Raw genomic sequence first — 26,730 nt, forward strand, 5'->3', positions numbered from 1 at the left:
ACGGTACCAAGCAAGCGTTAGGTAACAACAGGAGCGTCATGGGAATCACGCTGCGGGCGGGACCGATCGCCGAGGTGGTCGTCGACGTCCCCCCGGTCAACGCGCTGCGAGTGCGGGACTGGCACGACCTGGCGCGGGCCGTCCACGCCGCGGGGCAGGACCCCGGGACCAGGGTCGTGGTGCTGAGAGCCGAGGGCCGCGGGTTCAACGCGGGCGTGGACATCAAGGAGATGCAGCGGAGCGCGGGCCACTCCGCGCTCGTCGGCGCCAACAGGGGCTGCTACGAGGCGTTCGCCGCCGTGTACGACTGCGCGGTGCCGGTGGTCGCCGCGGTGCACGGCTTCTGCCTCGGCGGCGGCGTCGGCCTGGCCGGCAACGCCGACATCGTGGTCGCCAGCGACGATGCCTACTTCGGCCTGCCCGAGGTCGACAGGGGCGCGCTCGGCGCGGCCACCCACCTGGCCCGGCTGGTGCCGCAGCACCTCGTGCGCGCCATGGTCTACACGTGCAGGAACGTCACCGCGCAGGAGCTGCACGCCTTCGGCTCCGTGCTGCGCGTGACGGCCCGCGACAAGCTGCTCGAGGCCGCCATGGAGGTGGCCGACGTGATCGCCGGCAAGGATCCCTACGTCATCAGGCGCGCCAAGGAGTCGCTCAACGGCATCGACCCGGTGGACGTCAAGCACAGCTACCGCTTCGAGCAGGGCTTCACCTTCGAGCTGAATCTGATGGGCACGGGCGACGAACACAGGGAGAGGTTCCTGCGGTGAGCAAGGTGATGACGGCCGACGAGGTCGCGGCCAGGATCGAGAGCGGCATGACGGTCGGCGTCGGCGGATGGGGGTCGCGCCGCAAGCCGATGGCGCTGGTCGGCGCCCTGCTCAGAGCGCCCGCCACCGACCTGACGATCATCTCGTACGGCGGCGCCGACGTCGGCATGCTGTGCGCCGCCGGCAAGGTGCGCAAGGTCGTGGCCCCCTTCGTGACGCTCGACACCATCCCCCTCGAACCGCACTTCAGGACCGCCCGCCAGCAGGGCGCGATCGAGTTCACCGAGTACGACGAGGGCATGTTCATGTTCGGCCTGCTCGCCGCCGCGCACCGGCTGCCCTTCCTGCCGACCAGGGCGGGGCTCGGCTCCGACGTCATGCGCGTCAACCCCGAGCTGCGGACCGTGCGCTCGCCGTACACGGAGGAGGACCTGGTCGCGGCGCCCGCGCTGACCATGGACGTCGCGCTGCTGCACCTCAACAGGGCCGACAGGCGCGGCAACGCGCAGTATCTCGGCCCCGACCCCTACTTCGACGACCTCTACGCCAAGGCCGCCACGAGCTGCTACGTCTCCTGCGAGCGGCTCGTCGACAGCGCCGACCTGCTGAAGGAGGGGCCGGTGCAGTCGCTGCTGATCAGCAGGTCGTTCGTGACCGGCGTGGTCGAGGCGCCAGGAGGCGCGGGATTCACCTCGTGCGAGCCCGACTACGGCAGGGACGAGACCGAGCAGCGCCGATACGCGACGACCCCGTGGCAGGAGTATCACCATGAGCAGGGCTGATGTGTGCGTGGTCGCCTGCGCCGAGGCGTTCAGGGGCGACGGCGAGATCGTGGCTGCCGGGATCGGCGGGCCGATCACGATGTTGGCCGCGCGCCTGGCCAGGATGACGTTCGAGCCCGACCTGATCACGACCGACGGCGTGTGCCTGCTGACCGGCGACGCGCCCGGCGTGGTGGAGGGCTGGCTGCCCGTCCGCGACCACCTGTGGCTGGTGCTGAACGGCAGGCGGCACGTGTTCCTCGGCGCCTCGCAGATCGACAGGCACGGCAACACCAACATCTCCTGCATCGGCCCGTGGGAGCGGCCGAAGGCCCAGCTCCTGGGCGTGCGGGGGGCGCCCGGCAACACCATCTGCTGCCCCACCAGCTACTGGATCCCCCGGCACGGCCCGCGGGTGTTCGTCGAGAAGGTCGACATGGTCTCCGGCGTGGGCGGCCCGATGGTCCGCAGAGTGGTGACGAACCTGGCGGTGCTCGACCTGGGCGCCCCCGACGGGTCGATGCGGCTGGTCTCGGTCCATCCGGGAGTCAGCGTGGCCGAGGTGGTGGCGGCGACGGGCTTCGAGCTGGCCGTTCCGCCTGACGTGCCGACGACCCGCCTGCCGACCGACGAGGAGCGCCGCATCCTGGAGACGCTCGACCCCGGCGGCCTGCGCGGCGAGTCGCTGTGAGAACCGCGCTCACCGACCTGGTCGGCTGCCGGTACCCGATCGTGCAGACCGGCATGGGCTACGTGGCGGGTGCCCGGCTGGCCGCGGCCACCTCGGCGGCGGGCGGCCTCGGCGTCATCGCCGCCTCCACCATGTCCCTGGGCCAGATGACGACCGCGATCCGCGAGGTGAAGGAGCGCACCGACGCGCCCTTCGGCGTCAACATCCGCTCCGACGCCGCCGACGCGGACGAACGCGTCGAGGTCATGATCCGCGAGGGTGTCAGGGTCGCCTCCTTCGCCCTCGCCCCGCGCCGGGAGCTGATCGCCAGACTGAAGGAGGCGGGCGTCGTCACCGTCCCGTCCGTCGGCGCGCGCCGCCACGCCGAGAAGGTCGCCGCGTGGGGGGTGGACGCGGTGATCGTCCAGGGTGGCGAGGGCGGCGGGCACACCGGGCCGATCCCCACCACCCTGCTCCTGCCCCAGGTCGTCGACTCCGTCGACATCCCCGTCGTCGCCGCGGGCGGCTTCTTCGACGGCCGCGGCCTGGTGGCGGCCATGGCGTACGGCGCGGCGGGCATCGCCATGGGCACCCGCTTCCTGCTCACCTCCGACTCCCCGGTACCCGACCAGGTGAAGCGGCTCTACCTGGAGGCCACCGACACGCTCGTGACCCGCAAGGTCGACGGGGTGCCGCACCGGGTGCTCGCCACGCCGTTCGTCGCCTCGCTCGAACGCGCCCGCCTGCTGCGCGCGGTCGTCAACGCCGCCCGCTTCAAGCGGCTGTCGGGGCTGTCCTGGCCGCACCTGCTGGCCGAGGGCCGCGGGATGCGGAAGGGCAGGGACCTGACCTGGTCCCAGGTGCTGCAGGCGGCCAACACCCCGATGCTGTTGCGGGCGGCCATGGTCGACGGCCGTACCGATCTCGGCGTCATGGCGGCGGGGCAGGTGGTCGGCGTGCTCGACGACCTGCCCTCGTGCGAGGAGCTGATCGGGCGGATCATGGCCGAGGCGGACGAGACGCTGCGCCGGCTCACACCGCGCTGAGCCGGCACGGGCTCACGCCGTCCGGTGCCGGGGGCGGGATCACACCACGGTGAGCTCGCACGGGCGCACGCCATCCGGTGCCGGGGGCGGGCTCACACCACGGTGAGGCCGCGTGCGGCGAGGATCGCGTTGGCCTGCGCCTGGTTGATGATCGCCCCGGACAGGGCGCGCAGCTTGGCGTCGTCGGGCTGGCCGAGGTCGGCGCCGCGCAGGTCGGCCTTGGCGAAGACGGTCTGGAGCACCCTCGTGCCGACCAGGCGGCAGTCGCTGAGGACGGCCTCGGTGAAGTCGCACCCCGACAGGTCGGCGTCGTCGAACCTGATGCCGTCGAGCCGCTGACCGCGCAGTGAGCAGCCACCCAGGTTGGCCATGGTCAGGTTCGAGCGGGCGAGGGTGAACCCGGTGCCCCTCGAGCCGGTGAGCGACGCGCCGATCATCCGGCAGCCGGTGAAGGCGGCGTCGGTGAGCAGCGCGCCGCCGAAGTGCGCCGAGGACAGGTCGACGTCGGTGAAGACGGCGTCGAGCAGGTCGGCGTCGGCGAACCTGGTCCGCAGCCCTCCCCCACCGGTGAACACCGCGCCGTCGAGGTCGGCCTTGCGGAAGTCGGTCTGCTCCAGCACGCACGACTCGAACCTGGCCCCGGCCAGCGACGCGCCCCAGAAGTCGGTCGCGGTGAGGTCGCAGTCACGGAAGACGTGCGGCTCGTCCGCGGGGAGGCGGTCGGTCATCGAGAGGTGGGAGAGGTCCTCGCCGTCGAAGTCCACGACGTCAGAGGGTACCGGTGATCACCTCCGCGGCGGCCTGGCCGCAGACCCTGGCCGAGCCGTACGTCGCGATGTGGACCGCGCCGAGGTCGGCGCGTTCGGGCAGGCCCATCTCCACCACCACCGCGTCGGCGCGGGCGGTGAGCAGGTGGCTGATCGCCTCGGCCTGCCACGGGTGGCGGTGGGCGTCGCGGGCGACGATCACCAGCGGGCGGTCCGTGGCGGCCCTGATCAGGTTCTCGAGGACGGCGGCGCGCGACTCCTCGGCGGTGAGCCTGGTGACGGTGGTGCCGGGCAGGAGCTTGCTCAGCGGCTCGCCCACACCCCACGGCGTGCCCTTGTCGATGGCCAGGTTCATCTCCGGGGAGAACTCGACGACCTGCGGCGCGACGGTCAGCGGCAGGACCCGCGCGGCCGTCCTGCGGGTGACCCTGACGGCGCGGCGGGCGGCGATGAGGCCGATCTCGCCCTCGACCGCGTGCCCTTCCTCGGCCCCGCCGCGGGCGCGCTGCGCCGCCCTGGTCGCGGCCGACCACGCGCCGAGGCCCGTGACCCTGCGCGCGGCCTCGGCGAGGCGCTCCTCGGGCAGCCTGCCCTCCAGGACGGCGTGGGCGATCGCGTCGCGCACCTCGACGGCCGTCGCCTCGTCCGACCGTTCCCCGCCGACGCAGATGGCGTCGGCGCCCGCGGCGATCGCCATGGCCGACGCGCCGCCGACGCCGTACGCGCCGGAGACGGCCGCCATCTCGATCCCGTCGGTGATGACCACGCCGTCGAAGCCGAGTTCCTCGCGCAGGAGAGCGGTCAGCACGTGGGGGCTGAGCGTGGCGGGCCGCTGGTCGTCGTAGCGGGGGACGAGCAGGTGGCCCGTCATGATCGCCCGCACGCCCTCGTCGATGGCGGCGCGGAAGGGCGACAGGTGCTCCTCGATCTCTCCGGCCACGACCGGCACGCCGTAATGGGAGTCGACGGCGGTGTCGCCGTGGCCGGGGAAGTGCTTGGCGCAGGCGGCCACGCCGGTGGCCTGCAGCCCTCTGACGAAGGCCCGGGTGTGCCTGGCCACCAGCTCGGGGTCGGCGCCGAAGGCGCGCAGGCCGATGACGGGGTTGCCGGGGTTGGAGTTCACGTCGGCCGAGGGGGCGAAATCGATCGTGATCCCCGCCGCGGCGAGGTCACGCCCGAGGTCGCGGGCCAGTTCCTCGGTGAGCGCGACGTCGTCGACCACGCCGAGCGCGTAGCTGCCAGGCCGGCTGCTCCCCTGGGCGACCTCGAGCCTGGTCACCTCGCCGGACTCCTCGTCCACGCCCACCAGCGCCGCGGGGTTCTCGGCGTGCAGCGCCGACGTCAGCGCCGCCACCTGGGCGGGGTCGGCGATGTTGCGGGAGAAGAGCACGACCCCGGCCAGGCCGCCGGACAGCCGGCGGCGGAGCCAGTCGGGGGGCGTCGTCCCCACGAATCCGGGGAGGATGACGGAGTCGGCAAGGCGAAGCAAGTCGCGGCCAGGGTTGGGCATGACTCGAAATCTAATAGGAAAGTTTCCTATTTTCTAGAGTCATTTTCGGACGTCAGCACGCCCGGCCCCACGACCCTCGGTAACGAACCCGGCAAGTGTACGGACCACTTCCGGCCGGCGGGATCCGCCCCTGTCGAACGCGGCAACCCTGCGCGCAGGCCTCACGCCGCGACGGTCTCCTTCCGGCGCTGCCACAGGCCGTCGGCCGCGAGCACTCCCCCGCCGGTGAACGCCAGCGCGAGGCAGGCCGCGCCGAGGACGAGCGGGAGCTCGATGCCGCCCTTGTCGGCGAAGAAGCCGTTGGGCAGGTGGACGAAGACGATCGCGCCGACCATGTCGAGGGCCAGCAGGACCCCCACCACCGGCAGCGCGGCGCCGGCGATGAGCGCGACGCCGCCCGCCACCTCCAGCAGGGCCACGGCCGGGGCGGCCAGGGCCGGCAGCGGGACACCGGCCTGTTCGAACATGGCGCTGACACCCGAGATGCCGATGGAGGTGAACTTCGCCCAGCCGTGCAGCAGGAAGGTGACCCCGATGGCCAGCCTGGCGAGGAGCAGCGTGATCGATCGGGCCATGGTGGATGCCTCCGTCATTGTTGTTCGGATTTGAACAATCCCATCCTAAGCAGTCGTTCAAATCCGAACAACTCATAGACTGGCGAACGTGAGCGAAACACGATGGCTGAAGGCGAAGGAGATGGCCGCCTGGAAGGCCTTCCTGGTCGCCTCGCACCTGCTGGAGAGGCGCATCGAGGAGCAGCTGAAGAGCGCGGCGGGCCTCACGCATCCGCAGTACGAGATCCTCACCCTGCTGGCGGCCACCCCCGAGCGGCGGATGCGGATGACGGAGCTGGCGCGCGGGGTGGTGGTGTCGAAGAGCGGGCTGACCTACCAGATCGCCCAGCTGGAGAAGCGCGGCCTGGTGGAGCGCACCACCTGCCCCGCCGACGAGAGGGGCGTGCTCGCGGTGCTCACCGAGGCGGGCGCGGGGCTGCTCGAGGAGATCGCGCCAGGACACGTCGAGGTGGTGCGCAGGTTCCTCATCGACCTGCTCACCCCCGAGGAGCTGGAGGCGATGACGGCGGCCATGGGCAAGGCCCGCCACGCGATGCGCGGCCCCTCCCTGCCCTCCTAGAGGCGCTCGACGATGGCGACGTTGGCCTGGCCGCCGCCCTCGCACATGGTCTGCAGGCCGTAGCGTCCGCCGGTGCGCTCCAGCTCGTGCAGCAGCTTCACCGCCAGCACCGCGCCCGTGGCGCCCAGCGGGTGACCGAGGGCGATGGCGCCGCCGTTGGGGTTGACGATCGCGGGGTCGGCCCCGGTCGCCTTCAGCCAGGCCAGCACCACGGAGGCGAACGCCTCGTTGATCTCGACCGCGTCGAAGTCGCCGATGGACATGCCCGCCCTGGCCAGCGCGTGCTCGGTGGCGGGGATGGGCGCGTCGAGCATGACGACGGGGTTGGCGCCGCGTACCGACAGGTGGTGGACGCGGGCGCGCGGCCGCAACCCGTGCTCGCGTACGGCCCGCTCGGAGGCGACCAGCAGCGCGGCGGCCCCGTCGGAGATCTGCGAGGACAGCGCGGCCGTCAGTGACCCGTCGGGCAGCAGCGGGCGCAGCGCCGCCATCTTCTCGGGCGAGGTGTCCCTGCGCGGGCCCTCGTCCACAGCGACGCCCTCGTACGGGACGATCTGCCCGGCGAACCGTCCGGTGTCGATGGCGCGCAGGGCCCGCTCGTGCGAGGTGAGGGCGAAGGCCTCCATCTCCTGGCGGGTGATGCCCCACGAGGCGGCGATCCGCTCGGCGCCGGCGAACTGGGAGATCTCCTGCGAGCCGTACCGCGCCGCCCAGCCCTTCGAGCCGGAGAACGGCGTGTCGAATCCGGGGAAGGTCATGGCCGACGAGATCGGGACCATGCTCATGTTCTGCACGCCGCCCGCCACCACCAGGTCGGCCGTGCCCGAGAGCACCGCCTGGGCCGCGAAGTGCAGCGCCTGCTGCGAGGAACCGCACTGCCGGTCGACGGTCACCCCCGGCACCTCCTCCGGCAGACCGGCCGCGAGCCAGCAGGTGCGGGCGATGTCGCCGGCCTGGGGGCCGACCGTGTCGACGCAGCCGAAGATCACGTCGTCGACCGCCGCGGGGTCGACGCCGGACAGGACCGCGGTGATGACGTGGGCGCCGAGGTCGGCGGGATGCGCCCCGGCCAGGCCGCCGTTCTTGCGCCCCACGGGGGTCCTGACCGCGCCGACGATGTAGGCCTCGCTCATGGCAGAATCCTAGCAAGCGCTTGGTTCGCATAGGAACCGCCGGTGAGCTGCGGGTGTTCGGTGAACAAGCGATTGCGCAAAGGCCCATAATGGAGGCGTGACAACGCGAAAGAACCCGACCGCCGCGCCGCCGAAGACCAAGCGCGCCGCCGCGTCGGGATCGGCCTCCGAGCGCCGTGACCACCTCGTGAAGCTCGCCGCGGAGATCTTCGCACGCAAGGGCTTCCAGGCGACGACCGTTCGCGAGATCGCCAACGAGGCCGGCATCCTCTCAGGAAGTCTCTACCACCACTTCGACTCCAAGGAGACGATCGTCGACGAGGTGCTGTCCACCTTCCTCGACGACCTGATCGCCCGCTACCGGGCGGCCCAGGAGAGCGGCGGCGACCCACGCACGGTGCTGTCGGAGATGGTCCGCATCGGGTTCGGCACGCTGGAGCCGCACCGGGCCGCGATCACCGTGATGCAGAACGACTGGAACTACCTGCGCCAGTTCCCCCGCTTCAACTACCTCGTCAAGGCCGAGGACGACGTGGAGCAGATGTGGGTGCGGCAGATCAAGGCGGGGCAGGCGGCCGGGCAGTTCCGCGCCGACGTCGACCCGAAGCTGACCTACCGCATGATCCGCGACACGATCTGGGTGGCGGTGCGCTGGTTCCGGCCTGGGGGCAGGCTCAACACCACGGGCCTGGCCGAGCACTACATCACCGTGCTCTTCGACGGCCTGGCCACCGGCGAGCGGACCACCCAGTCCCAGGCATGAGCCTCGCCAAGGCGGTACGGCTGGCGCTGCGGGAGATCGCCGAGCCGGACAAGGCTCCGGCCATGCAGGCGTACATGAAGTCGGAGATGCCCTTCCTCGGCGTGCAGTCCGTGCCGAGGAAGGCGGCGCTGAAGCGGGTCTTCGCCGAGCACCGCGTCGAGAGCGCGCCCGAGTGGCGGCGCGCGGTGCTGGAGCTGTGGCGGGAGGCGGAGTTCCGCGAGGAGCGCTACGCGGCGATCGAGCTGTCGGGCTCCCGCCACTACCGGGATTACCAGACCCTCTACACCGTCCCGATGTACGAGGAGATGGTCGTCTCGGGGGCGTGGTGGGACCTGGTCGACGAGATCGCCACCCACCGGGTGGGCGGGCTGCTGGCCGCCTACCCCGGCGCGATGCGGCCGCTGCTGCTGGAGTGGGCGCACACGGAGAACCTGTGGAAGCGCCGAACCGCGATCCTGGCCCAGAACAGGTTCAAGGAACGCACCGACACGGCGCTGCTCTACGCCTGCATCGAGCCGAGCCTGTCCGACATCGACTTCTTCGCCCGCAAGGCGATCGGCTGGGCGCTGCGCGAGTACGCCAAGACCAACCCCCGTGAGGTCGTCCGTTACGTCGAGGCCAAGGGCATCAGCGGCCTGAGCCGGCGCGAGGCGTTGAAGAACGTCACCGCGTCCACAACGCCTGCTGCACCGCCTGGACGAGGGCCATCAGCTCCGGCGTGACCGCCTCCCCCGCCCACGCCAGCGTGTAGGTCAGGCGCAGCTCCCCCGCCTCCAGCGGGACGAACCTGATGTCGTCGCGGCGCACGGTCCTGGCGACCAGTTGCGGGATGGGCAGCAGCCCCGCTCCCGCGGCGACCAGGTCGAGCGCCGCGGCGAAGTCGTCGTCGGCCACCTGCCGGTGCCTGCCCGGCAGTCCCGTCCAGCGCCCGCCGGGGATCAGCACGTCACGGCCGCCCAGCTCGGCGGCCGTGACCCTGGACCGCCACGCGTGGTCCACCGGTACGGCCAGCCGGTCGACGCTGACGTGGAACCGGGCGCCCGTGACGAACCTCGGCGGCGCGGGAACGGCCACGATGGCCGCCGACGCCTCGCCCGCGTCCAGCGCCTTCGCCGCCGCGCCGCGCCCGGCCGCCAGGAGCTCGACCGCGATCCCGCGTCCCGCGAGCCTCCGGGCGATGCGCGCCACGAGCGGCCCCGCCAGCGGTGGATAAGCCAGATGGATGACCGGCCTGGCCAGCCGGGCCGCCTCATGGCCGAACGACCGCACGCTGTCGAGCACCTGGTGCGCGGGGCCGAGCAGCGCCGTGCCCTCGGGAGTCAGCCGCACCGCGCGGGCCGACCGGTCGAACAGCCGCATGTTCAGCGCCTTCTCCAGGCGGGTGACGGCCTGGCTGACCGCGGGCTGCGACATCCCCAGTTCGGCGCCCGCACGGGAGAAGCTCCGCAGCGCGGCGACGCGCTCGAAACACTGGATCTCCCGAAGCATAAGCAGCATCAATTCATGATGCACCCGGGCCGGCCGCCCGTGTTCGGTGAGCCCATGACTTCTTTTCCTTCGTCCACCGTCCTGGGCTATCCGCGGATCGGGCCGAACCGCGAGCTGAAGCGGGCCCTCGAGGCGTACTGGGACGGGCGCACCGGCCGCGCGGAGCTGGAGCGGGTGGGCGCCGACCTGCGCGAGCGGACATGGCGGCGGCTGGCCGAGCTCGGGCTGGAAGGGCTGCCCTCCAACACCTTCTCGCTGTACGACCAGGTGCTCGACACGGCGGTGCTGCTCGGCGCGGTGCCCGAGCGCTACAGGGACGCCGAGGACCCCTATTTCGCGATGGCCCGCGGCACCCAGGACCTGGCGCCGCTGCGGATGACCAAGTGGTTCGACACCAACTACCACTACATCGTGCCGGAGATCGGGCCCGACACCGTCTTCAAGCTGGACGCCGCCAAGCCGCTCGGCGAGGTACGGCAGGCCAGGGCGCTCGGGTTCGAGACGCGGCCCGTGGTGGTCGGCCCGGTGACCTTCCTGCTGCTGGCCGGCGCGCTAGACCGGCTCGGCGAGGTGCTGGACTGCTACGAGGAGCTGCTGTCGGCGCTGGCCGCCGAAGGGGTGGCGTGGGCGCAGCTCGACGAGCCGGCGCTGGTCGGCGACCGGACTCCGGCCGAGCTGGCGGCGGTGCGGGCCGCCTACGACCGCCTCGGGTCGACGGCGGCCAGGCCTGGCCTGCTGGTGGCGAGCTACTTCGGCGACCTCGGCGAGGCGCTGCCCGTGCTGGCGGCCACGCCCGTCGAGGCGATCGGGGTGGACCTGGTACGCGGCGGCCGGGTGCCCGCGCTGCCGGGCAAGACGGTCGTGGCCGGCGTGGTGTCGGGGCGTGACGTGTGGCGGACCGCTCCGGCCGGGGCGCTGGAGGCGCTGCGTGCCGTACGGGCGGAGCGGGTGGTGGTGAGCACCTCGTGCTCGCTGCAGCACGTGCCGTACACGGTGGCGGTGGAGGACGAGCTGGCGCCCGAGCTGCGCGAGCGGCTGGCGTTCGCCGAGGAGAAGGTGGCCGAGGTGGCCACGCTGGCGCGGCTGTTCGCCGAGGGCGCCACCCCGGCGGCCGAGGAGAAGGCGGCCCCGCCGCGCCGGGAGAGCGCCGCGCCACCCGCCCGCAGCCCCTACCCGGTGCGGGCCAGGGCACAGGCCGAGCATCTCGGCCTGCCGCCGCTGCCGGTCACCACGATCGGCTCCTTCCCCCAGACCGGCGAGCTGCGGGCGGCCCGCGCCGACCGGACGCTGCCGGTGGCCGACTACGAGGCACTGGTGGAGAAGGAGATCGAGCGCGCGATCAGGCTCCAGGAACGGCTCGGCCTCGACGTGCTCGTCCACGGCGAGCCCGAGCGCAACGACATGGTGCAGTTCTTCGCCGAGCACCTCGACGGGTTCGCCGTCACCAGGCACGGGTGGGTCCAGTCGTACGGCTCGCGCTGCACCAGGCCGCCGTTGCTGCACGGCGACGTGCGCCGGCCCGCCCCCATCACCGTGCGGTGGGCGGGCTACGCGCAGTCGCTGACCGGCAAGCCGGTCAAGGGCATGCTGACCGGGCCGGTCACGATCGTGGCGTGGTCGTTCGTCCGCGACGACCTGCCGCTGCGCGAGGTGACCTGGCAGGTCGCCGACGCCATCGCCGAGGAGGTGCGCGACCTGGAGGCGGCGGGCATCTCCGTCATCCAGGTGGACGAGCCGGCGCTGCGCGAGCTGCTGCCGCTGCGCGCGAGCGGCCAGGCGGACTACCTGGAGTGGGCGGTGGCCGCCTACCGCAGGGCCACCTGTGTGGCCGCCGACCGCACCCAGATCCACACCCACCTGTGCTACTCGGACGCCGACCAGATCCTGGCCGCGATCGACGGCCTGGACGCCGACGTGACCACGATCGAGTCGGCCAGGTCGGGAGCGCGCATCCTGGGCGGCGTGGGCGGCTACTCCCGCGGCCTGGGGCCGGGCGTGTACGACATCCACTCCCCTCGCGTGCCGGCCGAGGACGAGGTGGCCGCGCTGCTCAGGGCCGCGCTCGAGGTGCTGCCCGCCGAGCGGCTGTGGGTGAACCCGGACTGCGGCCTGAAGACCCGCACCTACGAGCAGGTCGAGGCGTCGCTGGCCAACGTGGTCAGCGCGGCCCGCGCGCTGCGCCGGACCGGGTGACCGGCAGCGGCCCGACCACGTCGAGCCGCGAGACCGCCCGGGTGAGGGCCACGTAGAGGCGGTTCAGGCCGCGCGGCTCCGCGGCGACGATGGCCTCGGGGCCGACGACCACCACGTGGTCGTACTCCAGCCCCTTGGCCATGCTCGCCGGCACCGCCGTGACCCTCGCGCCGGGCTCGTCGACCGGCGCGAGGTCCACGCCCGCCGCGCGCAGCCGCGTCACCAGGCCGGGCAGGTCTCGGTCGGCCGCGATCACCCCGATCGAGCCCTCGTGCGCCATGGCCGCGGTGACGGCCGCCGCCGCCTGGCCGGCCGGCCGCAGCAGGAGCTGTCCCTCCGTCCGGAAGGAGCGGGTGCGCGGCACGTCGGCGCCCAGGTCGTCGAGCAGCCCGTTGGCCAGCTCGACGACCGCGGCGGGCACCCGGAACCCGGTCGTCAGCGCGATCACCGTGGCGTCCGGCTTGCCCAGGTTCTTCAGCTGGTCGGCCCAGTCGGCCGCGGCCCACGGCGTGGTGCCCTGGGCCAGGTCGCCGAGCACGGTCAGCGAGCCGTACTCGCTCCTGCGGGCGATGGCGCGGCACTGCATCGGCGACAGGTCCTGCGCCTCGTCCACGATCACGTGCCCGTAGCCCTTCGGACGGTCGAGCAATCCGTCGAGCTCGTCGATCAGCACCGCGTCCGCCGCCGTCCAGCGCGTGCGCGCGCGGGTGATGACCTGCTGCTCCCCGGCGGTGAGGATGCCGTCGGCGGGGCCGCTCGGGTCGGCGAGCAGCCCGGCCAGCACCTCCTCCGCCTTCACGTTCGGCCACACGGCGTCGATCGCGGCCGTCACCCCTCTGGTCATCGCGCGCGTCCAGGCCGCGGTCGCGGTGCGGCCGCGCAGCTCGGCCTGGCGTCTGACCAGCGCGACCGTCTGCGACAGCACCCGCTCCCGCCCCGTCCGGTACGGCAGCGCCGCCCGCCGCGCGTCGTCGACGATCCGCCGCAGGTCCTCCTGCTGGACCCGCCACACGAAGGCCCCGTCGCGCACCGCCACCGGCTCGGCCGGCTTGGCGATCCGCCCGTACAGCGCCTTCCTGAGCACCGCCGCCATGCGCTCGTCGTGCTTGACGGTCGCGGCCTCGACGGAGTCCGTGCCCGTCACGCGGACCCGCTGGAGCAGGTCGTCCACCGTCGTCTGCTCGACGTCGACCTCGCCGAGGGCGGGCAGCACCGCGCCGATGTAGCCGAGAAAGGCCCTGTTGGGGCCGAGGACGAGCACGCCGTGCCGGTCGAGCCGCTGCCGGTGGGCGTAGAGCAGGTAGGCGGCCCGGTGCAGGCCGACGGCCGTCTTGCCGGTGCCAGGGGCGCCCTGCACGCAGATCGACCGGTCCAGCTCGGCCCTGACCAGCTCGTCCTGCTCGGGCTGGATGGTGGCGACGATGTCACGCATCGGCCCGACCCTGGGCCGCTCGATCTCGGCGGCGAGGATCGCGCTGGCGGCCTGGGGGCGGCCGTCGAGGTGCTCGTCCTCGAAGCCGGTGAGGGTCAGGTCGGCCCAGCCGTACCTGCGGCGCATGCGGACGCCGCGCCTGTCGCCCGCGTGCGCGCGGTAGAAGGCGGTGGAGACCGGCGCCCGCCAGTCGATCACGAGCGGCGGGTGGCCGGTCTCCCCCGAGATGTGGCGGCGGCCGATGTGGTGGCGGCGGCCGTCCTCGAGGTCGAGGCGGCCGAAGAAGGGAGGTCCGTCGGGGGCCTCGCTCAGCTCCTTGGCCAGGCTCTTGAGGTGGCGGCCCAGCCGCTCGGCGCTGTAGCGGTCGCCCGCGACGGTCTCTCCCACGATGACGGTGTCGCGGGCGCCCTCGAGCATCCGCTGGAGCCCTTTCCTGCAGTCGCCGACGTAGGCGCGCTCGGTCTCGAGTTCGGTCATCCCATAAGTGTAACTCAGTTACGTTTTTAACTCGGCCACGGAAGCCAAAGGCCGCCCTGCGGAAGCGAGAGGAGCGTGAAGGCCTGTGCCGGGGCGAGCCCGAAGGAGCGGAAGAAACGGAGAACCATGCCCTCCAGGCTTCCGCCGAACCGCACAGGGCGTCCAACACCTTTGCCGTCCGGATTAACGCCTTTCTGTGGTTAATCTTGGGCGGTGGACATCAACCCCCGGCTCCTGCGGGTGTTCGTCGCGGTCGCCGAGGAGCTCCATTTCGGCCGTGCCGCGGCCCGGCTCTACCTGGCGCAGCAGGCGCTCAGCCGCGACGTCCGCCGCCTGGAGGAGCACCTGGGCGTGGTGCTGTTCACCCGGTCGACCCGGCAGGTCCAGCTGACCGAGGCGGGCGTCAGGCTGACGCCGCTGGCCAGGCGGCTGCTGGCCGTCCACGACGAGCTGGTCAGCGCGATGCGCGGGGCCGCGGGGCCGCTGCTCGTCGACCTCAACAGCCCCGGCGCGGCGCTGCCTCGCTACCTGGTCAGGGCGCGCGAGCTGGCTCCCGAGGCGGAGATCGTGGCGCGCTTCCACGGCGGGCTGTCCGCCGGGGCGGCGGCGATCCTGGCTGGCGCCGCCGACGTGTCGTTCGGCCGCTTCGCGGGGCTGGCGGCCGAGACGCGGGCGCGCCTGGTCCAGGTGCCCGTCAGGCTGCACCCGATGGCGGTGATCCTGCCCGAGGGGCACCCGCTGGCGCGGCTGGAGCAGGTGCCGCTCGGCGTGCTGGCCGGCTACCCGCTCGACGTCATGGGCGGCAACCCCAACACCACCGAGTGGACCGACCTGGGCACGCTGCTGGCCGAGGAGTTCGGCCTGACGGTCGCCGAGCCGCACGCGCCCCCGATCGGGCTCGAAGAACTGCTGGTCTACATGCGGCGGCACGGCGAGGCGGTGCTGACCAGCATGGGATGGGGCGAGATCGACGGCGTCACGGTCCGGCCGCTGGTCGACCCCGTGCCGCTGTCGCTGGTCAGCCTGGTGCACCGGCCTGGGCTGCGGCATCCGGGGCTGACCGCGCTCTTCCGGGCGGTCGCCGAGGAGGAGGGGTGGATGCACCGCCCGGCGGGCTCCTGGCTGCCCGCCGCCGACGAGGCGCTGCTCGGCGCGGGGCGGAGCGGCGCGGGGCGGTGAGCGGCGCGGGGCGGTGAGCGGCGCGCTCTCTGGATCGCGCCGAACGCCTGTCAAGGCGGCGCGAAGGCGATCACACTGGGGAGCGGCTCCCGGCGGGGAGCCTTCCCCTGCCAGGACCGTCAGGAGCGCACATGGACCTCAAGCTCGAACTGATCCCCGTCCCCGTCTCGGACGTCGACCGCGCCAAGGCGTTCTACGTGGAGAAGGCCGGGTTCGTCTGCGACCTCGACTTCTCGCCGAGCGATGAGTTCAGGGTCGTGCAACTCACGCCGCCGGGTTCGGCCTGCTCCATCGCGATCGGGACCGGCCTGGTCGACACCGCGCCCGGCGTGGTGCGCGGGCTGCACCTGGTGGTCTCCGACATCCACGCCGCGCGGGCCGCGCTGGTGTCCAGAGGGCTGGAGATCGGCGAGGTGGAGGACATGACCGCGCCGGGCAAGCCGACGGTCTCCTACGCCTGGTTCAGCGACCCCGACGGCAACACCTGGACACTGCAGCAACTACCGTCCTGAATCCGCGTCGGGGTGATGGTGTTTCATCCGGTTGGTGGGTAGCTGCACCGTCATGAGCGAGACACCTGATCCCAGGTACACGGGGGAAGAGGCGGCCGAGCGTGTGGACCGGGCGCTGAACGACGACGACTACCCGGACGAGGTGGACCAGCGCGACGCCCAGGTCGTGGCCGAGGCCGAGGCGGCGCCCGTCCGCCCCGGTCACGGCGAGGGGGCCGCCGAGGGCGACCCCGAGCAGGCCGCGCACCGGGAACGGCTGTGGGACGGATCGACCGCGCAGTCACGCGTGGACGAGCAGATCGAGCCGCCGGACTGAGCGCGGCGCGGCACCGCTACTTGAGCGCGCCCGCGGTCAGGCCGGTCTGGATCTGCCGTTGGAAGACGGTGTAGACGACGAGCATGGGGAGGATGGCGAGGGTCAGCGCGGCGAACAGCGCCGACCAGTCCTGGTCGTAGCCGGCGGCCGTGGAGATGTCGGCGATGCCCTGGGTGAGGACCCACTTGTCGCGCTCCTGCAGCAGGACCAGCGGGAGCTGGTACTGGTTCCACTGGCCGAGCACGTTGAAGATCGTGACGCTCACGATTCCCGGCCTGGCCATCGGCAGCATGATCTGGAAGAAGACCCGCGTGTGCGAGGCGCCGTCCACCAGCGCCGCCTCCGCGACCGCGGTCGGCAGGGTGCGGAAGAAGGCGGCCAGGAAGAACACGGTGAACGGCAGCGAGTAGGCGATGTACACCAGCGCCAGGCCCGCGTGCGTGTTCAGGCCGACGAAGGGGATGACCCGGCCCATGTTCTGCACCACGAAGAACAGCGGGGTCAGCGCCAGGTAGACCGGAAAGGCCAGGCCGGAGACGAACAGCAGGTAGAAGGCGCGGTTGCCGCGGAAGGGATAGCGGGCCAGCACGTAGGCCGCCATGGACCCCAGCAGCATCGTGCCGAAGGTGCTGAACGACACCACGATGACGCTGTTGAGCATGTACTGGCCGATGTGGGCCTGCTCCCACGCCCTGGCGAAGTTGTCCCACCGGACGGCGGCCGGAAGCGACCACGCGTCGCCGAAGATCTCGTCCTCGCTCTTGACCGACGCCAGGAAGGTCCACAGGATCGGCACCACCACCAGGACCGTCCAGACCAGCAGGGCCACGTGCGTGAGCACCGACAGCGGCCCGAGCCTGCGGCGCCGCTCGACCGCGAGACGCTTGCGCGAGAGGTACATCAGTACTCGATTCGTTCCCGACGCGAGAGGCGCAGGGCCAGGATCGCGAAGCCGATGGTGAAGAAGAACATGACGACGCCGAGCGCGGAGGCGTAGCCGAAGCGGAAGTACTGGAAGGCGTTGCGGTAGATCTCGGCGGCCATGACGGTGGTCGAGAAGTCGGGACCGCCGTGCTGGTCGGTCATCACCCAGACGATGGCGAAGACGTCGAGGGCCAGGATGCCGAGGTACACCCACGCGACCTGGACGGTGTCCCACAGCAGCGGCAGCGTGATGCGGAAGAAGAGCGAGAGGCGTCCCGCGCCGTCGATCTGGGCGGCCTCGAACATGTCGCCGGGGATCGAGGCCAGCCCGGCGGAGAAGAGCACCACGTAGAAGCCGACCGCCTGCCAGACCATGACGCCCAGCACCGACCAGAACGCGATCGACGGGTCGGACAGGAAGCCCACCGGCGGCAGGCCGAGCGCCATCAGCGGGCCGTTCAGCATGCCGCTGCCGTCCGGCCGGAAGACCTGCTGGAACAGCACCGCGACCACGGCCACGGCCAGCACCTGCGGGAAGAAGAACACCACGCGGTAGACCTTCGACCCGGCCACTCCTGTGATCCCCTTGCCGCCCACGTTCAGCAGGAAGGCGAAGAACAGCGCCACGACGATCGTGATGAGCGGCAGCAGCACCAGCAGCAGCGCGTTGTGCGACACGGCCTTCCAGAAGATCCCGTCGTCGAGCAGCCGCCGGAAGTTGTCGAGGCCGACGAACCGCGGCGCGGCGGACACGCCGCGCCAGTCGGTCATCGCGATGTAGAAGGCCTGCAGGTACGGCGCGATCACGTAGACGAGGTAGAGCGTGACCGGCGCCGCGAGGAAGGAGGCGATGAAGAGGCGACGGCGCAGCATGTCAGCGCGAGTACTTCTTGATCGAGGAGTCCTTCTTGATCTCGTCGGCCTTCTTCTGGATGCGCTCCAGGTACTTGTCGGCGGTCAGCCCGCCGCTCATCAGCTGCCCCGTGGCGGCGATGGCCTCGTCCTTGAGCTGGGCGTACCAGCGCTCCCAGCGCCAGTAGACGGTGTTGGCGCCCGCGGCGGCCACGGCGTCGGAGGCGCTCCTGACGCCCGGCGACAGCGCCCGGCCTTCGCCGGCGCCCTTGACCACCGAGACGGTCCTGACCAGCTCGCTGAAGTCGCCGGCGGCCTTCTTCGACAGCATGGCCCTCAGGTATTCCATGCCGCCCTGCGGGTTGGCCCCCTTGGCGGGCACGATGAAGTTCTCGCCCGGCTGGGAGTGCAGCGTGCCGTACGGCATCTTGTCGGAGCCCGTGACGTCGGGGATGGCGAACATCTGGTAGGCGAAGTCGGCCGGTGTGGTGTCCTTCTGCTCGTTCTCCAGCCAGGAGCCGGAGGGCAGCATGGCGACCTCGTACTTGTTCTGCGCGGTCTGCGTCTGCACGTGGTCGAGGCCCGCGGTGCCCTCCATGAGGTACTTGGCGCCCACCTCGGCCCACCGGGTGGCCGACTGCTTCATGGCGTCGGTGGTCCACGCGCCGTCCTCGAGGTTGTCGATGTTGACCAGGACCTCGTTGCCGCCGATCTTGGCCGCCATGGTCAGCAACGCCTCGTACAGGTACTGGGGGAACTTGCCCGCGTAGGTGAAGGGCGCCATCTTGCCGGACTTCTTGACGGCCTCGCAGAGCGCGACGAACTCCTCCCACGTCTTCGGCGCCTGCCAGCCGTTCTCGTCGAAGGCCTTCTTGGAGTACCAGATGCCGAAGATGTAGTTCACATAGCCGAGCACACTGAACTTGCCGTCATAGGTGCCGATGTCGATCACGGCGGGGTCGATGGCGTCGCGCACCTTGACCGCGGGGTCGTCCCATGTTGGCGCGTCGAGCAGCGGGGTCAGGTCGAGGAGCTGGCCGTCCTGGGCGAGGGCGCCGAAGTCCATGGCGTTCGCGCCCGAGTTGTCGATGACGTCGGGCGGGTTGCCGCCGGCGAAACGGGGCTGGAGGACCTTGGTGATCTCTTTGGTGGTGTTGTGCTTGATCTGCGCCTTGGGGTACTTGGCGGCGAACAGCGGCTGGTGGATGTCCTTGGCGTACGCGCTGCCGAAACCGCCGTCGAAGATCCAGACTTCCAGCGGCTTGTCGGCCGCGACCCCGAACGGGTTGGCGGCGCTGGTGGGCACGGCCGCGGCGGGGGCCGAGGTGGCGGCCGGCGGGGCGGGCGTGGCGCAGGCGGCCAGCGCGCCCGCGGCGGGGACGAGGACGGCACTGCGGAGAAGCTGACGGCGAGTGATCTGGGGGGTGTTCTGGGAGGTGAACTGGGGGGTGTTCGGCATGGGCTACTCCAGTCGATGACTCTCCACGGCCTTGATGGTCAGTTCGAAGGCCTGATTGGTGCGTTCGTAGGTCTGCTGGGCGACCGCCACGTAGACGGCGTCCAGCACGAACAGCTGCGAGTGCACGGCGGCCAGGCCGCCGAGACGGAACGTGGTCTCCCTGCTGGCCGTGGTGAGCACCAGGTCGGCCAGCTCGGCCAGGGGTGAGCGGGCGAAGGAGGTGACCGCGACGCAGATCGCGCCGTGGGTACGGGCCTCGGCCAGGGCCTCCATGACCTCGCGGGTGCGGCCCCGGTGCGAGATGCCGATCGCGACGTCGCCCTGCCCGAGCAGCGCCGCGTCCGACAGGGAGACGTGCGCGTCGCCCGAGCTCCAGCACGGAACGCCGATGCGGCGCAGCCGTCCCTCGAACATCGTGGCCACCGCGCCGCTGGTGGAGACGCCCACGAGCAGCACCCGGCGGGCGGCGACGATCGCGTCGGCGACCTGGCCGACGACGGCCAGGTCGAGCTGGGCGGCGGTGTCCTGGATCAGGCGTGCGTCGGCGGCGGCCATCACCTCGACGGCGGCGTCGAGCGGATCGTCGGGGCCGATGTCCTGGCCGACCCCGGCACCCCAGCCGGCCTGGGCGGCCCTGCCCGTCTCGGTCGCGAGCACGACGCGGAGCTCGGCGTAGCCGGAGAAGCCGAACGCCCGGCAGAACCTGGTCACGGTGGCGGGTGAGCTGCCCGCCCGCTCGGCCAGCTCGACGATCGTGGACCTGGCGGCCTCGGCGGGATCGTCCAGAATCACCTCGCCCACCCTGCGCAGGGCTTCCGGCAGACCGGGCAGTTCCGTCTCGACGCGGCCGAGGGCACCAGATGGCACGAATATTCCTTCCGAATACCGGACCTTGCGGCGAAAATTATTCTTGCAATGAGGTCGCGTCAAGACCCAGGATGTGACACGTGCGTAACGGCTTCCTGTGACGAAGTCCTGACCGGTGCCCGATGGCGGCGAGAGCGAGTAGGTGGGTGGGCCGTGAAACACGGTGACGTGGTGGTCGGTGTCGACGCGGGCGCGACGTCCTCCCGGGTGGCCGTGCACACGCTCGACGGCACCAGGCTGGGCTACGGCAAGGCGGGCGGCGGCAACCCCAGCGCCCACGGCGTCGAGGCCGCGGCGGCCGCGATCGGGGCGGCGCTCGCCGAGGCCCTGGAAGGCGTCGACCCCGCGCGGGTGTCGCGCTCGCTGGCGGGCGTGGCGGGCAACGTCACCGACTTCGGCGCCGCCCTCGGCAAGCTGTGGGCCGGCCACGGGATCACCGCGGGTCCCCGGCTCGTGAACGACGTGCCGATCGCCTACGCGGCGGGCTCGGCGGCGCCGTCCGGCACGCTGCTGCTGTCCGGCACCGGAGCGGTCGCCGCGCGCGTGACCGGGCACGAGCTCGACGCGCTGTCCGACGGGCTCGGCTGGCTGCTCGGTGACGCGGGCTCCGGCTTCTGGATCGGCAGGCAGGCGGCCAAGGCCGTCGTCCACGCGCTCGACCGCGGCGACCGGGGCGGGCTGCTGTCCGAACTGGTCGTGGCCCGCTTCCTCGGCGACGACCGCGGGCCCACCCCTCGCAGGGAGGCCGAGCGCGTCGTCAGGCTCGCCCAGGCCGACCGCACCTCGCTCGGCCCGCTGTCGGCCCTGGTCAGCCAGGCCGCGAGCGCGGGCGACCCGATGGCCGTCGAGATCGCCGAGCGGGCCGCCGCGCACCTCGCCGAGACCGTGGCCAGGGTCTACGACGGCGGGCCCATCGTGCTGGCGGGCTCGGTGCTGACCAGCGAAGGCCCGGTACGGCACGCGGTACGGGCGGAGCTGGAGCGGCGGTGGGACGCCGAGATCAGCACGGCCCGCGACGGGGCGGGAGCCGCCGCATGGCTGGCCGCCCTGCCGCTGCTGCCGGCCGCCGAGGCCGCCGACCGGCACGCCGCCTTCACCGGCTGAACCTCCCCACGCCCTGTTCCGCCCCGTACCCTGGTCCGCCCCGCCCTGCCTTGGTCCGTGCCCGGTTTCCGGCCCGGACACCCCCGTCCGTGTCGGGAGACCGCCCGGCATTTCAGCCGGCCCGTGCGGGGCCGGTCAGGCGGTGAGGAGGGCGGCGCTGCCGTACGAGCCGCCGAACCCGGTCACCAGCGCGACCTCCGCGCCCGCCCGCACCTCCCGGACGGCCTGGGCCACGTTGTTGAGCCCGTGGACGTACCCCTCCGACAGCAGCCCGCCGTGCGGGTTGACCCACGCGTGCCGCCCGGCCAGCAGGTAGGCGCCGAGGTCAGGCCGTCCCACCAGGCCGAAGTCCTCCAGCTGGCGCGGCACCAGCCACGAGTAGGCGTCGTAGAGCAACGCCGCCCGCACATCGGCGGGCCGCATGCCGGACGCGGCCCAGAGCATGGGGGCCACGTACGCGGAGAAGACGGCCGTGACGTCCGGCGAGCGGTCCATCGCCGAGCAGCCGGGCCCGCCGCCCCGCACCACGGCGTGGACGCGCGGCCCCGGCAGCGCCGCGCTGACGACCAGCGCGCAGGCGCCGTCGGTCTCCTGGCAGCAGTCGACCGTCCGCAGCGGGCTGCAGACGAGCGGCGCGTCCAGGTAGGCCTCGAACGTGAGCGGGTCGCGGCGCAGCGCCCGCTCGTTGGCGGCGGCGTTCACGCGGGACTGGGCGACGACGGCGTGCAGGTGCTCCGCCGCGAGACCCGTGTCGTGCAGGTAGCGGGTGGCGGCCATGGCGAACATGGGGATGGGGCCGGCCATGCCGTAGGGGATGGTGAAGCGCTCCTGCGGGCCGGTCGAGACGGTGTTCATGCGCCTGCCCGAGCGGCCGTTGAGCGCGCGGTAGACCAGCACGTGGCGTGCCAGCCCCGACTCGATGAGCATCGCCGCGTCGCCGAGGACGGAGGCGGCCTGGGTACCGCCGCCGGAGATGTCGTTGTGCCAGCCGAGGCGGTCGATCCTGAGCGCCCTGGCGACCTGCACCACGGGCGCGGAGTCGTTGAGGTGGTAGCTCAGGAGGGCGTCGATCTCGCGGGGGTCGAGTCCCGCGTCGGCGCAGGCCAGCTCGGCCGCCTCGACCGCCAGCGCCAGCTCCGTCCGGCCGGAGGCCCGGCTGAGGGACGTCATCCCGATCCCGGCGATCCTGCCGCGCATGCTCCTCCCGATCTGCCGTGGCCCGTCGCGTGACCCGCCGCCGTGACCCGTCGCCTTGGCCCGCCGCCGCGTCCTCCCGCCGTGCTCCGCGCCCGCCGTGCTCCGCGCCCACCGCGCCCCGCCGCCGGCGCCCCGGTCGGCGGGGAATGCCGCCCGCCGGCGGGGCGCGATCCGGACGGCGGGCGGCGGTCCCGTGGTCCGGTCGCGGGTGGCGTCGCGACGGGAGATCGCCCCGCCCGTCACGCTAGTGCGGCCCACCATGTTAGGCAAGCGCTTGTTAGGTTCACCGGACAGGAGGTGAGACGCCGCCCCGATCCGGGCATGATGGGGAACGGATGTGGCCATGTTGGGTAGTAGTACTATCCAAGTATGCGGATGTCCCAGCTGAGCGCCGAGTCGGGCGTGCCCATCGCCACCATCAAGTACTACCTGCGGGAAGGCCTCCTCCACCCGGGCGAGCAGGTGGCGGCCACCCGCGCCGAGTACGACGAGTCGCACCTGCGCAGGCTGCGGCTGATCAGAGCGCTGCTGGAGGTGGGCCGCCTGCCGATCACCTCGATCAAGAAGGTGATCGACGCGGTCGACGACGAGAGCCTGCCCGTGCACTACATGCTCGGCACCGCGCACTACGCGATCAGCCCCACCGTCGAGGCGGGCGAGGGCGAGGAGTGGACCGCCGCCCGCGAGCAGGCCGACCGCATGATCGACGACCTCGGCTGGCAGGTGTCCATGACCGCCCCCGGCCGCGACGAGCTGGCCCAGACCCTCGTCAAGCTCCGCCAGCTCGGCCTCAGCACCGACCTGAGCCCTTACGCCCGCGCCGCGCACCAGCTGGTCACCGAGGTCGAGCTCGACACCATCCCGCTGGACGGCCCGCGCGACGCGGCCGTGGAGGCCCTGGTCCTCGGCACCGTGCTGTACGGCAAGGCCTTCGACGTGCTGCGCCGCCTGGCACAGGAGTCGGAGTCGGCCCGCCGGCTGAAGGTCAGTCCCCCAGCACCAAAGGGCGCTTGAGCAGCCACAGCGCCGCCCGCTTGAGCAGCGTGCGGTGCACCTCGTTGTCGTAGGAGCGGGTGTCGTGGCCGAGGGCGTCGTAGACGACCCGGCCGCGCCGTACCGGGCGGGCCCAGACCATCGGCTGGCCCAGCGCGGAGGCCAGCGGGTGGACGTCGGGCAGCACCTCCAGGTCGCTGTAGACCTCGTCCACCAGGTCGAAGTCGCGCAGCCCCTCGACGATCGGGTGACCGCCGAGGACCCGGACGCTCTGCCAGCCGAGCGGCGGGTGGTGCGAGGCGCCCCAGACCCACCGGGCGCCGAGCACGCGCGGCCAGCCCTGCCAGTCGTCGAAGCAGACGGAGGCGGCGTGCATGCACAGCAGGCCGCCGCCCCGCTCCAGGTGGTCGAGCAGCGTGGTGCGGGCCTCGGCGGGCAGCGTGAAGCCCTTCTGCCGCCAGCGCAGGGCGTTGACCGTGATGAGCTGGTACTCCGACGGCTCGCCCAGCGCCCCCGCGATGTCGTCGGTGATGTCGGACTCCACCCCGACGTCGGCCAGCACTCCGGCGAGCGCGGCCGACGTGGCGTCGAAGTCGTGGAACAGGCCTCCTGAGAGAATCAGATTTCTCGCCACATCACGACTTCATCACGGATCGCCGAGGGAAATCCATGGCCGTTCGCTGGCCGGGGGAAAACTCGATCTTGGGCACCATCCCGGCATGAGATTCGTCAAGATCGCGGCACTCGCCACCGCCGCCCTGATCGCCACCTCCGCGACCGCCTCGGCCGCGCCCGCCTCGTCCTCGCGAGCGCTCTTCATCGTCCAGGTCACCGTCCCCAACGGATGGACCCGCGTGGTGAGCCTGACCTGCGCCCCGGAGGGCGGCGCCCATCCGCAGGCCGCCACCTCCTGCGCCCTGCTGGAGACCGTCGAGGGCGACCTGGCCCACCATCCCGCCGAGCAGGGCATGTGCACCAGGGAGTACGACCCGCGCGTGGCCGAGCTGACCGGGTGGTGGGAGGGCTCGTCGGTCCACTTCGAGCGGACCTTCGGCAACCGCTGCGAGATGCTCCTGGCCACGGGGTCGGTGTTCGACCTGTAGCCGAGGGCCTGCCTTCGCGCGCAGGATCGGCGCCCCCGTCGCCCGCGCCTCCGGGCACCTCCGGGGAGACGATCCGCGTAGGGACGGCCCGTGATGGCCGGACGGCCGCGGAGAGACGACCCGGCATGATTCGAACCGTGGATTTCGCGACATACCGCCCGATGCTGCTGGGGCTCGCCTACCGCCTGCTCGGCAGCATGTGGGACGCCGAGGACATCGTCCAGGAAGCCTGGCTGCGCTGGAGCGGCACCGACCAGAGCAGGGTCGAGGAGCCGCGCGCCTTCCTCGTGACCATCGTGTCCCGGCTGGCGCTCGACCAGCTCAGGTCCGCGCGGGTCAGACGGGAGGCCTACACCGGTCCATGGCTGCCGGAGCCCGCGCCGACCGCCGAGGTGGGCCCGCTGGACACGGCCGAGCTGCGCGACACCCTCTCGTACGCCACCATGCACCTGATGGAGCGCCTGTCCCCGCCGGAGCGGGCGGTGTTCGTGCTCAGGGAGGCGTTCGACCTGCCGTACGAGGAGATCGCGGAGATCGTCGGCGCCAGCCGGGCCAACTGCCGTCAGATGCACCACCGCGCCTCCGTACGGCTGGCCGAGGGCCGCGGACGCTTCCAGCCGAGCACCGAGGAGCACGCCAGGCTGCTGCGCCGCTTCCTCGACGCCGCGCAGGGCGGCGACCTGTCCGCGCTCACCTCGATGCTCAGCGACGACGTGGCGATCTGGACCGACGGCGGCGGCAGGGTCCGCGCCGCGCTCAGGCCGATCCACGGCCGCGACAAGGTGCTGGCCTTCCTCACCGGGCTCACCGACCGGTACGCCTTCGAGGGCGGGATCGTCGAGGCCAACGGCGCTCCCGCGCTCCGGCTCACGGTCGGGGGACGGGACCAGGTGGCCTTCGTCGACGTCCGCGACGGCCTGGTCCACGGCATCTACACCGTGATGAACCCCGACAAGCTCCGCGGTTTCCCGCAGGGCGACCAGGAGGAAAACCGCATTATCGGGGCACCACCTCCTTCCCTACCGTCTTCCACATGATCTCTTTGATGAACCTGCTGATGGCGGCTGTGGTGACCCTCCCTGGTGCGGCGGTGCAGGAGCGGCTGGAGGCGTTGCCGAAGACGGCCGCCCTCGTGCGGCTGAGCGACGAGCGCACCGCGTGGGCGGGCGCCGCCGGAGTGCGCGACCTCAGGTCCGGACGGCCCGCCGCCCCCGAGGGCCACTTCAGGATCGGCAGCGTCACCAAGACCTTCGTGGCCACGGTGGTCCTGCAGCTGGTGGACGAGGGGAAGGTCGCGCTGGACGACCCGATCGACCGGTACCTGCCGGGTCAGGTGCCTGACGGCGGGCGGATCACCGTGCGGCAGATCCTCGACCACACCAGCCACCTCCACGACTACATGAGCGAGCCCGGGTACTCCACCAACCGCTGGCGCGGGAAGGACCGCTTCCGCCACTACTCCCCCGCCGCGCTGCTGAAGGTGGCCTTCGCCAGGAAGCTGCCCGACGACGGCAGATGGCACTACTCCAACACCAACTACGTCGTGGCCGGGCTGCTGGTGGAGAAGGTGACCGGCCGGCCGTACGGGGAGGAGGTCGCGCGCAGGATCCTGCGGCCGCTCAGGCTGCGGCAGACCAGCGTGCCAGGCGACCGGCCGGGCCTGCCGGAGCCGCACGCCCGCGGCTACGAGCCGCTGCCGGGCGGCGACCTGGTCGACGCCACGCTCATGAACCCCTCGCTCGACTGGGCGGCCGGCGAGATGATCTCCACGGCGCGTGACCTGGACCGCTTCTTCGACGCGCTGCTCACCGGCAAGCTCACCAGCGCCGCCTCCCTGGCCGCGATGCGCACCGCGGTGCCCACGGGCGCCGGCTTCGACTACGGCCTCGGCCTGCAGGCCTACCGGCTGCCGTGCGGCACGAAAGTCTGGGGGCACAGCGGCGAGCTGATCGGCTACCTCACCTTCGCCTTCCGCTCGGACGACGGCCGCTCGCTCACGCTGTCGATCAACCCGGCGGCCCGCAACCCGTCGACCGAGCAGGTGATGGAGATCGCGGCGACCCAGTTCTGCGATCGGTAG

The 26,730-nt window shown here is 72.2% G+C and carries 28 protein-coding genes; 16 read left to right on the forward strand and 12 right to left on the reverse strand.

All coding sequences use genetic code 11. The features are described from left to right. The first annotated feature begins 38 nt into the window (after positions 1-38). The 4 genes from ACWDLG_RS07600 to ACWDLG_RS07615 are packed head-to-tail and all read left to right on the forward strand — an operon-like array spanning position 39 to position 3,247. The gene (locus tag ACWDLG_RS07600; RefSeq protein ID WP_449917064.1) at positions 39-770 is read left to right on the forward strand and encodes an enoyl-CoA hydratase family protein; all 732 of its coding nucleotides are present in this window, start codon (positions 39-41) and stop codon (positions 768-770) included. An 8-nt stretch (positions 771-778) separates the two neighbouring features. Next, positions 779-1,552, forward strand: coding sequence for a CoA transferase subunit A (locus tag ACWDLG_RS07605; protein ID WP_449917573.1), 774 nt, complete (start codon positions 779-781; stop codon positions 1,550-1,552). After that, positions 1,539-2,222 carry a CoA-transferase subunit beta gene (locus tag ACWDLG_RS07610; RefSeq protein ID WP_449917067.1) on the forward strand — a complete coding sequence of 228 codons (684 nt, stop codon included), beginning with the start codon at positions 1,539-1,541 and terminating at the stop codon, positions 2,220-2,222. Before ACWDLG_RS07605 ends, ACWDLG_RS07610 begins: the two co-directional genes overlap by 14 nt. Next, complete coding sequence (locus ACWDLG_RS07615) at positions 2,219-3,247, forward strand: NAD(P)H-dependent flavin oxidoreductase (protein WP_449917069.1); 1,029 nt, start codon at positions 2,219-2,221, stop codon at positions 3,245-3,247. The genes ACWDLG_RS07610 and ACWDLG_RS07615 overlap by 4 nt, the downstream gene beginning before the upstream one ends. Before the next feature lie 92 nt (positions 3,248-3,339). Here ACWDLG_RS07615 and ACWDLG_RS07620 read toward each other — a convergent pair whose 3' ends face one another. The 3 genes from ACWDLG_RS07620 to ACWDLG_RS07630 form a co-directional block, all read right to left on the reverse strand. Next, the gene (locus tag ACWDLG_RS07620) at positions 3,340-4,011 is read right to left on the reverse strand and encodes a pentapeptide repeat-containing protein (protein WP_449917072.1); all 672 of its coding nucleotides are present in this window, start codon (positions 4,009-4,011) and stop codon (positions 3,340-3,342) included. A gap of 4 nt (positions 4,012-4,015) precedes the next feature. After that, positions 4,016-5,524: a glycoside hydrolase family 3 protein gene (locus ACWDLG_RS07625; RefSeq protein ID WP_449917074.1), complete on the reverse strand. Its 1,509-nt coding sequence runs from the start codon at positions 5,522-5,524 to the stop codon at positions 4,016-4,018. Positions 5,525-5,685: 161 nt separating this feature from the next. Beyond that, positions 5,686-6,099, reverse strand: coding sequence for a DoxX family protein (locus tag ACWDLG_RS07630; protein ID WP_449917076.1), 414 nt, complete (start codon positions 6,097-6,099; stop codon positions 5,686-5,688). Positions 6,100-6,187: 88 nt separating this feature from the next. Here ACWDLG_RS07630 and ACWDLG_RS07635 point away from each other — a divergent pair, with 88 nt between their 5' ends. Beyond that, positions 6,188-6,658: a MarR family winged helix-turn-helix transcriptional regulator gene (locus ACWDLG_RS07635; protein WP_449917079.1), complete on the forward strand. Its 471-nt coding sequence runs from the start codon at positions 6,188-6,190 to the stop codon at positions 6,656-6,658. Here the strand turns inward: ACWDLG_RS07635 and ACWDLG_RS07640 are convergent. Then, positions 6,655-7,791 carry an acetyl-CoA C-acetyltransferase gene (locus tag ACWDLG_RS07640; RefSeq protein ID WP_449917082.1) on the reverse strand — a complete coding sequence of 379 codons (1,137 nt, stop codon included), beginning with the start codon at positions 7,789-7,791 and terminating at the stop codon, positions 6,655-6,657. The genes ACWDLG_RS07635 and ACWDLG_RS07640 overlap by 4 nt on opposite strands. A 97-nt stretch (positions 7,792-7,888) precedes the next feature. Between ACWDLG_RS07640 and ACWDLG_RS07645 the strand changes: the two genes are divergently transcribed. Both ACWDLG_RS07645 and ACWDLG_RS07650 read left to right on the forward strand, forming a co-directional pair. Then, complete coding sequence (locus ACWDLG_RS07645) at positions 7,889-8,554, forward strand: TetR/AcrR family transcriptional regulator (protein WP_354906784.1); 666 nt, start codon at positions 7,889-7,891, stop codon at positions 8,552-8,554. Continuing rightward, a complete protein-coding gene (locus ACWDLG_RS07650; protein ID WP_449917085.1) occupies positions 8,551-9,276 on the forward strand; it encodes a DNA alkylation repair protein in 726 nt (241 codons plus the stop codon). The genes ACWDLG_RS07645 and ACWDLG_RS07650 overlap by 4 nt, the downstream gene beginning before the upstream one ends. Here the strand turns inward: ACWDLG_RS07650 and ACWDLG_RS07655 are convergent. Continuing rightward, on the reverse strand, positions 9,218-10,051 hold the full coding sequence (locus ACWDLG_RS07655; RefSeq protein WP_354906786.1) for a LysR family transcriptional regulator: 834 nt from the start codon (positions 10,049-10,051) through the stop codon (positions 9,218-9,220). The genes ACWDLG_RS07650 and ACWDLG_RS07655 overlap by 59 nt on opposite strands. A gap of 45 nt (positions 10,052-10,096) precedes the next feature. Here ACWDLG_RS07655 and metE point away from each other — a divergent pair, with 45 nt between their 5' ends. Next, entirely contained in the window at positions 10,097-12,235 is a 2,139-nt protein-coding gene (metE, locus tag ACWDLG_RS07660) for a 5-methyltetrahydropteroyltriglutamate--homocysteine S-methyltransferase (RefSeq protein WP_449917088.1), read from the forward strand. Here the strand turns inward: metE and ACWDLG_RS07665 are convergent. After that, positions 12,201-14,144 carry a HelD family protein gene (locus ACWDLG_RS07665; RefSeq protein WP_449917091.1) on the reverse strand — a complete coding sequence of 648 codons (1,944 nt, stop codon included), beginning with the start codon at positions 14,142-14,144 and terminating at the stop codon, positions 12,201-12,203. The genes metE and ACWDLG_RS07665 overlap by 35 nt on opposite strands. A 213-nt stretch (positions 14,145-14,357) precedes the next feature. Between ACWDLG_RS07665 and ACWDLG_RS07670 the strand changes: the two genes are divergently transcribed. The 3 genes from ACWDLG_RS07670 (at position 14,358) to ACWDLG_RS07680 (ending at position 16,151) form a co-directional block, all read left to right on the forward strand. After that, positions 14,358-15,323, forward strand: coding sequence for a LysR family transcriptional regulator (locus ACWDLG_RS07670; protein WP_449917094.1), 966 nt, complete (start codon positions 14,358-14,360; stop codon positions 15,321-15,323). Between the two features lie 131 nt (positions 15,324-15,454). Continuing rightward, on the forward strand, positions 15,455-15,835 hold the full coding sequence (locus ACWDLG_RS07675) for a VOC family protein (RefSeq protein ID WP_354906790.1): 381 nt from the start codon (positions 15,455-15,457) through the stop codon (positions 15,833-15,835). Between the two features lie 52 nt (positions 15,836-15,887). Then, the gene (locus ACWDLG_RS07680) at positions 15,888-16,151 is read left to right on the forward strand and encodes a hypothetical protein (RefSeq protein WP_354906791.1); all 264 of its coding nucleotides are present in this window, start codon (positions 15,888-15,890) and stop codon (positions 16,149-16,151) included. A gap of 16 nt (positions 16,152-16,167) precedes the next feature. On the opposite strand, the gene ACWDLG_RS07685 is transcribed toward ACWDLG_RS07680, so the two are convergent. Genes ACWDLG_RS07685 through ACWDLG_RS07700 form a run of 4 tightly spaced genes read right to left on the reverse strand, consistent with a single transcriptional unit; the run spans position 16,168 to position 20,253 of the window. Beyond that, entirely contained in the window at positions 16,168-17,052 is an 885-nt protein-coding gene (locus ACWDLG_RS07685; protein WP_354906792.1) for a carbohydrate ABC transporter permease, read from the reverse strand. After that, on the reverse strand, positions 17,052-17,948 hold the full coding sequence (locus tag ACWDLG_RS07690) for a carbohydrate ABC transporter permease (protein WP_354906793.1): 897 nt from the start codon (positions 17,946-17,948) through the stop codon (positions 17,052-17,054). Before ACWDLG_RS07690 ends, ACWDLG_RS07685 begins: the two co-directional genes overlap by 1 nt. 1 nt (position 17,949) lies before the next feature. After that, on the reverse strand, positions 17,950-19,386 hold the full coding sequence (gene ngcE, locus ACWDLG_RS07695) for an N-acetylglucosamine/diacetylchitobiose ABC transporter substrate-binding protein (RefSeq protein ID WP_449917097.1): 1,437 nt from the start codon (positions 19,384-19,386) through the stop codon (positions 17,950-17,952). A 3-nt stretch (positions 19,387-19,389) separates the two neighbouring features. Then, a complete protein-coding gene (locus ACWDLG_RS07700; protein ID WP_354906795.1) occupies positions 19,390-20,253 on the reverse strand; it encodes a MurR/RpiR family transcriptional regulator in 864 nt (287 codons plus the stop codon). Positions 20,254-20,406: 153 nt separating this feature from the next. Between ACWDLG_RS07700 and ACWDLG_RS07705 the strand changes: the two genes are divergently transcribed. Further along, a complete protein-coding gene (locus ACWDLG_RS07705; RefSeq protein ID WP_449917101.1) occupies positions 20,407-21,357 on the forward strand; it encodes an N-acetylglucosamine kinase in 951 nt (316 codons plus the stop codon). A gap of 135 nt (positions 21,358-21,492) precedes the next feature. On the opposite strand, the gene ACWDLG_RS07710 is transcribed toward ACWDLG_RS07705, so the two are convergent. Then, positions 21,493-22,554, reverse strand: a complete 1,062-nt coding sequence (locus ACWDLG_RS07710; RefSeq protein ID WP_449917575.1) for a thiolase C-terminal domain-containing protein — start codon at positions 22,552-22,554, stop codon at positions 21,493-21,495. A 369-nt stretch (positions 22,555-22,923) separates the two neighbouring features. On the opposite strand from ACWDLG_RS07710, the gene ACWDLG_RS07715 reads away from it, so the two are divergent. Beyond that, a complete protein-coding gene (locus ACWDLG_RS07715) occupies positions 22,924-23,568 on the forward strand; it encodes a MerR family transcriptional regulator (protein ID WP_449917104.1) in 645 nt (214 codons plus the stop codon). On the opposite strand, the gene ACWDLG_RS07720 is transcribed toward ACWDLG_RS07715, so the two are convergent. Then, positions 23,540-24,181 carry a ThuA domain-containing protein gene (locus ACWDLG_RS07720; RefSeq protein WP_354906799.1) on the reverse strand — a complete coding sequence of 214 codons (642 nt, stop codon included), beginning with the start codon at positions 24,179-24,181 and terminating at the stop codon, positions 23,540-23,542. The genes ACWDLG_RS07715 and ACWDLG_RS07720 overlap by 29 nt on opposite strands. Positions 24,182-24,266: 85 nt before the next feature. On the opposite strand from ACWDLG_RS07720, the gene ACWDLG_RS07725 reads away from it, so the two are divergent. The 3 genes from ACWDLG_RS07725 (at position 24,267) to ACWDLG_RS07735 (ending at position 26,730) form a co-directional block, all read left to right on the forward strand. Continuing rightward, positions 24,267-24,650, forward strand: a complete 384-nt coding sequence (locus tag ACWDLG_RS07725) for an SSI family serine proteinase inhibitor (protein WP_449917107.1) — start codon at positions 24,267-24,269, stop codon at positions 24,648-24,650. Positions 24,651-24,787: 137 nt separating this feature from the next. Beyond that, the gene (locus ACWDLG_RS07730) at positions 24,788-25,687 is read left to right on the forward strand and encodes an RNA polymerase sigma-70 factor (RefSeq protein WP_449917110.1); all 900 of its coding nucleotides are present in this window, start codon (positions 24,788-24,790) and stop codon (positions 25,685-25,687) included. Continuing rightward, on the forward strand, positions 25,684-26,730 hold the full coding sequence (locus tag ACWDLG_RS07735) for a serine hydrolase domain-containing protein (RefSeq protein ID WP_449917113.1): 1,047 nt from the start codon (positions 25,684-25,686) through the stop codon (positions 26,728-26,730). Before ACWDLG_RS07730 ends, ACWDLG_RS07735 begins: the two co-directional genes overlap by 4 nt.

This window comes from Nonomuraea sp. NPDC003727 (genome assembly GCF_053586935.1).

Coding starts and splice junctions, on each gene's coding strand:
- ACWDLG_RS07600 (WP_449917064.1), top strand. CDS start 39: ATGGGAATCACGCTGCGGGCGGGACCGATCGCCGAGGTGGTCGTCGAC.
- ACWDLG_RS07605 (WP_449917573.1), top strand. CDS start 779: ATGACGGCCGACGAGGTCGCGGCCAGGATCGAGAGCGGCATGACGGTC.
- ACWDLG_RS07610 (WP_449917067.1), top strand. CDS start 1,539: ATGAGCAGGGCTGATGTGTGCGTGGTCGCCTGCGCCGAGGCGTTCAGG.
- ACWDLG_RS07625 (WP_449917074.1), bottom strand. CDS start 5,524: ATGCCCAACCCTGGCCGCGACTTGCTTCGCCTTGCCGACTCCGTCATC.
- ACWDLG_RS07630 (WP_449917076.1), bottom strand. CDS start 6,099: ATGGCCCGATCGATCACGCTGCTCCTCGCCAGGCTGGCCATCGGGGTC.
- ACWDLG_RS07640 (WP_449917082.1), bottom strand. CDS start 7,791: ATGAGCGAGGCCTACATCGTCGGCGCGGTCAGGACCCCCGTGGGGCGC.
- ACWDLG_RS07650 (WP_449917085.1), top strand. CDS start 8,551: ATGAGCCTCGCCAAGGCGGTACGGCTGGCGCTGCGGGAGATCGCCGAG.
- ACWDLG_RS07655 (WP_354906786.1), bottom strand. CDS start 10,051: ATGCTGCTTATGCTTCGGGAGATCCAGTGTTTCGAGCGCGTCGCCGCG.
- metE (WP_449917088.1), top strand. CDS start 10,097: ATGACTTCTTTTCCTTCGTCCACCGTCCTGGGCTATCCGCGGATCGGG.
- ACWDLG_RS07665 (WP_449917091.1), bottom strand. CDS start 14,144: ATGACCGAACTCGAGACCGAGCGCGCCTACGTCGGCGACTGCAGGAAA.
- ACWDLG_RS07675 (WP_354906790.1), top strand. CDS start 15,455: ATGGACCTCAAGCTCGAACTGATCCCCGTCCCCGTCTCGGACGTCGAC.
- ACWDLG_RS07680 (WP_354906791.1), top strand. CDS start 15,888: ATGAGCGAGACACCTGATCCCAGGTACACGGGGGAAGAGGCGGCCGAG.
- ACWDLG_RS07685 (WP_354906792.1), bottom strand. CDS start 17,052: ATGTACCTCTCGCGCAAGCGTCTCGCGGTCGAGCGGCGCCGCAGGCTC.
- ACWDLG_RS07690 (WP_354906793.1), bottom strand. CDS start 17,948: ATGCTGCGCCGTCGCCTCTTCATCGCCTCCTTCCTCGCGGCGCCGGTC.
- ngcE (WP_449917097.1), bottom strand. CDS start 19,386: ATGCCGAACACCCCCCAGTTCACCTCCCAGAACACCCCCCAGATCACT.
- ACWDLG_RS07710 (WP_449917575.1), bottom strand. CDS start 22,554: ATGCGCGGCAGGATCGCCGGGATCGGGATGACGTCCCTCAGCCGGGCC.
- ACWDLG_RS07715 (WP_449917104.1), top strand. CDS start 22,924: ATGCGGATGTCCCAGCTGAGCGCCGAGTCGGGCGTGCCCATCGCCACC.
- ACWDLG_RS07725 (WP_449917107.1), top strand. CDS start 24,267: ATGAGATTCGTCAAGATCGCGGCACTCGCCACCGCCGCCCTGATCGCC.
- ACWDLG_RS07735 (WP_449917113.1), top strand. CDS start 25,684: ATGATCTCTTTGATGAACCTGCTGATGGCGGCTGTGGTGACCCTCCCT.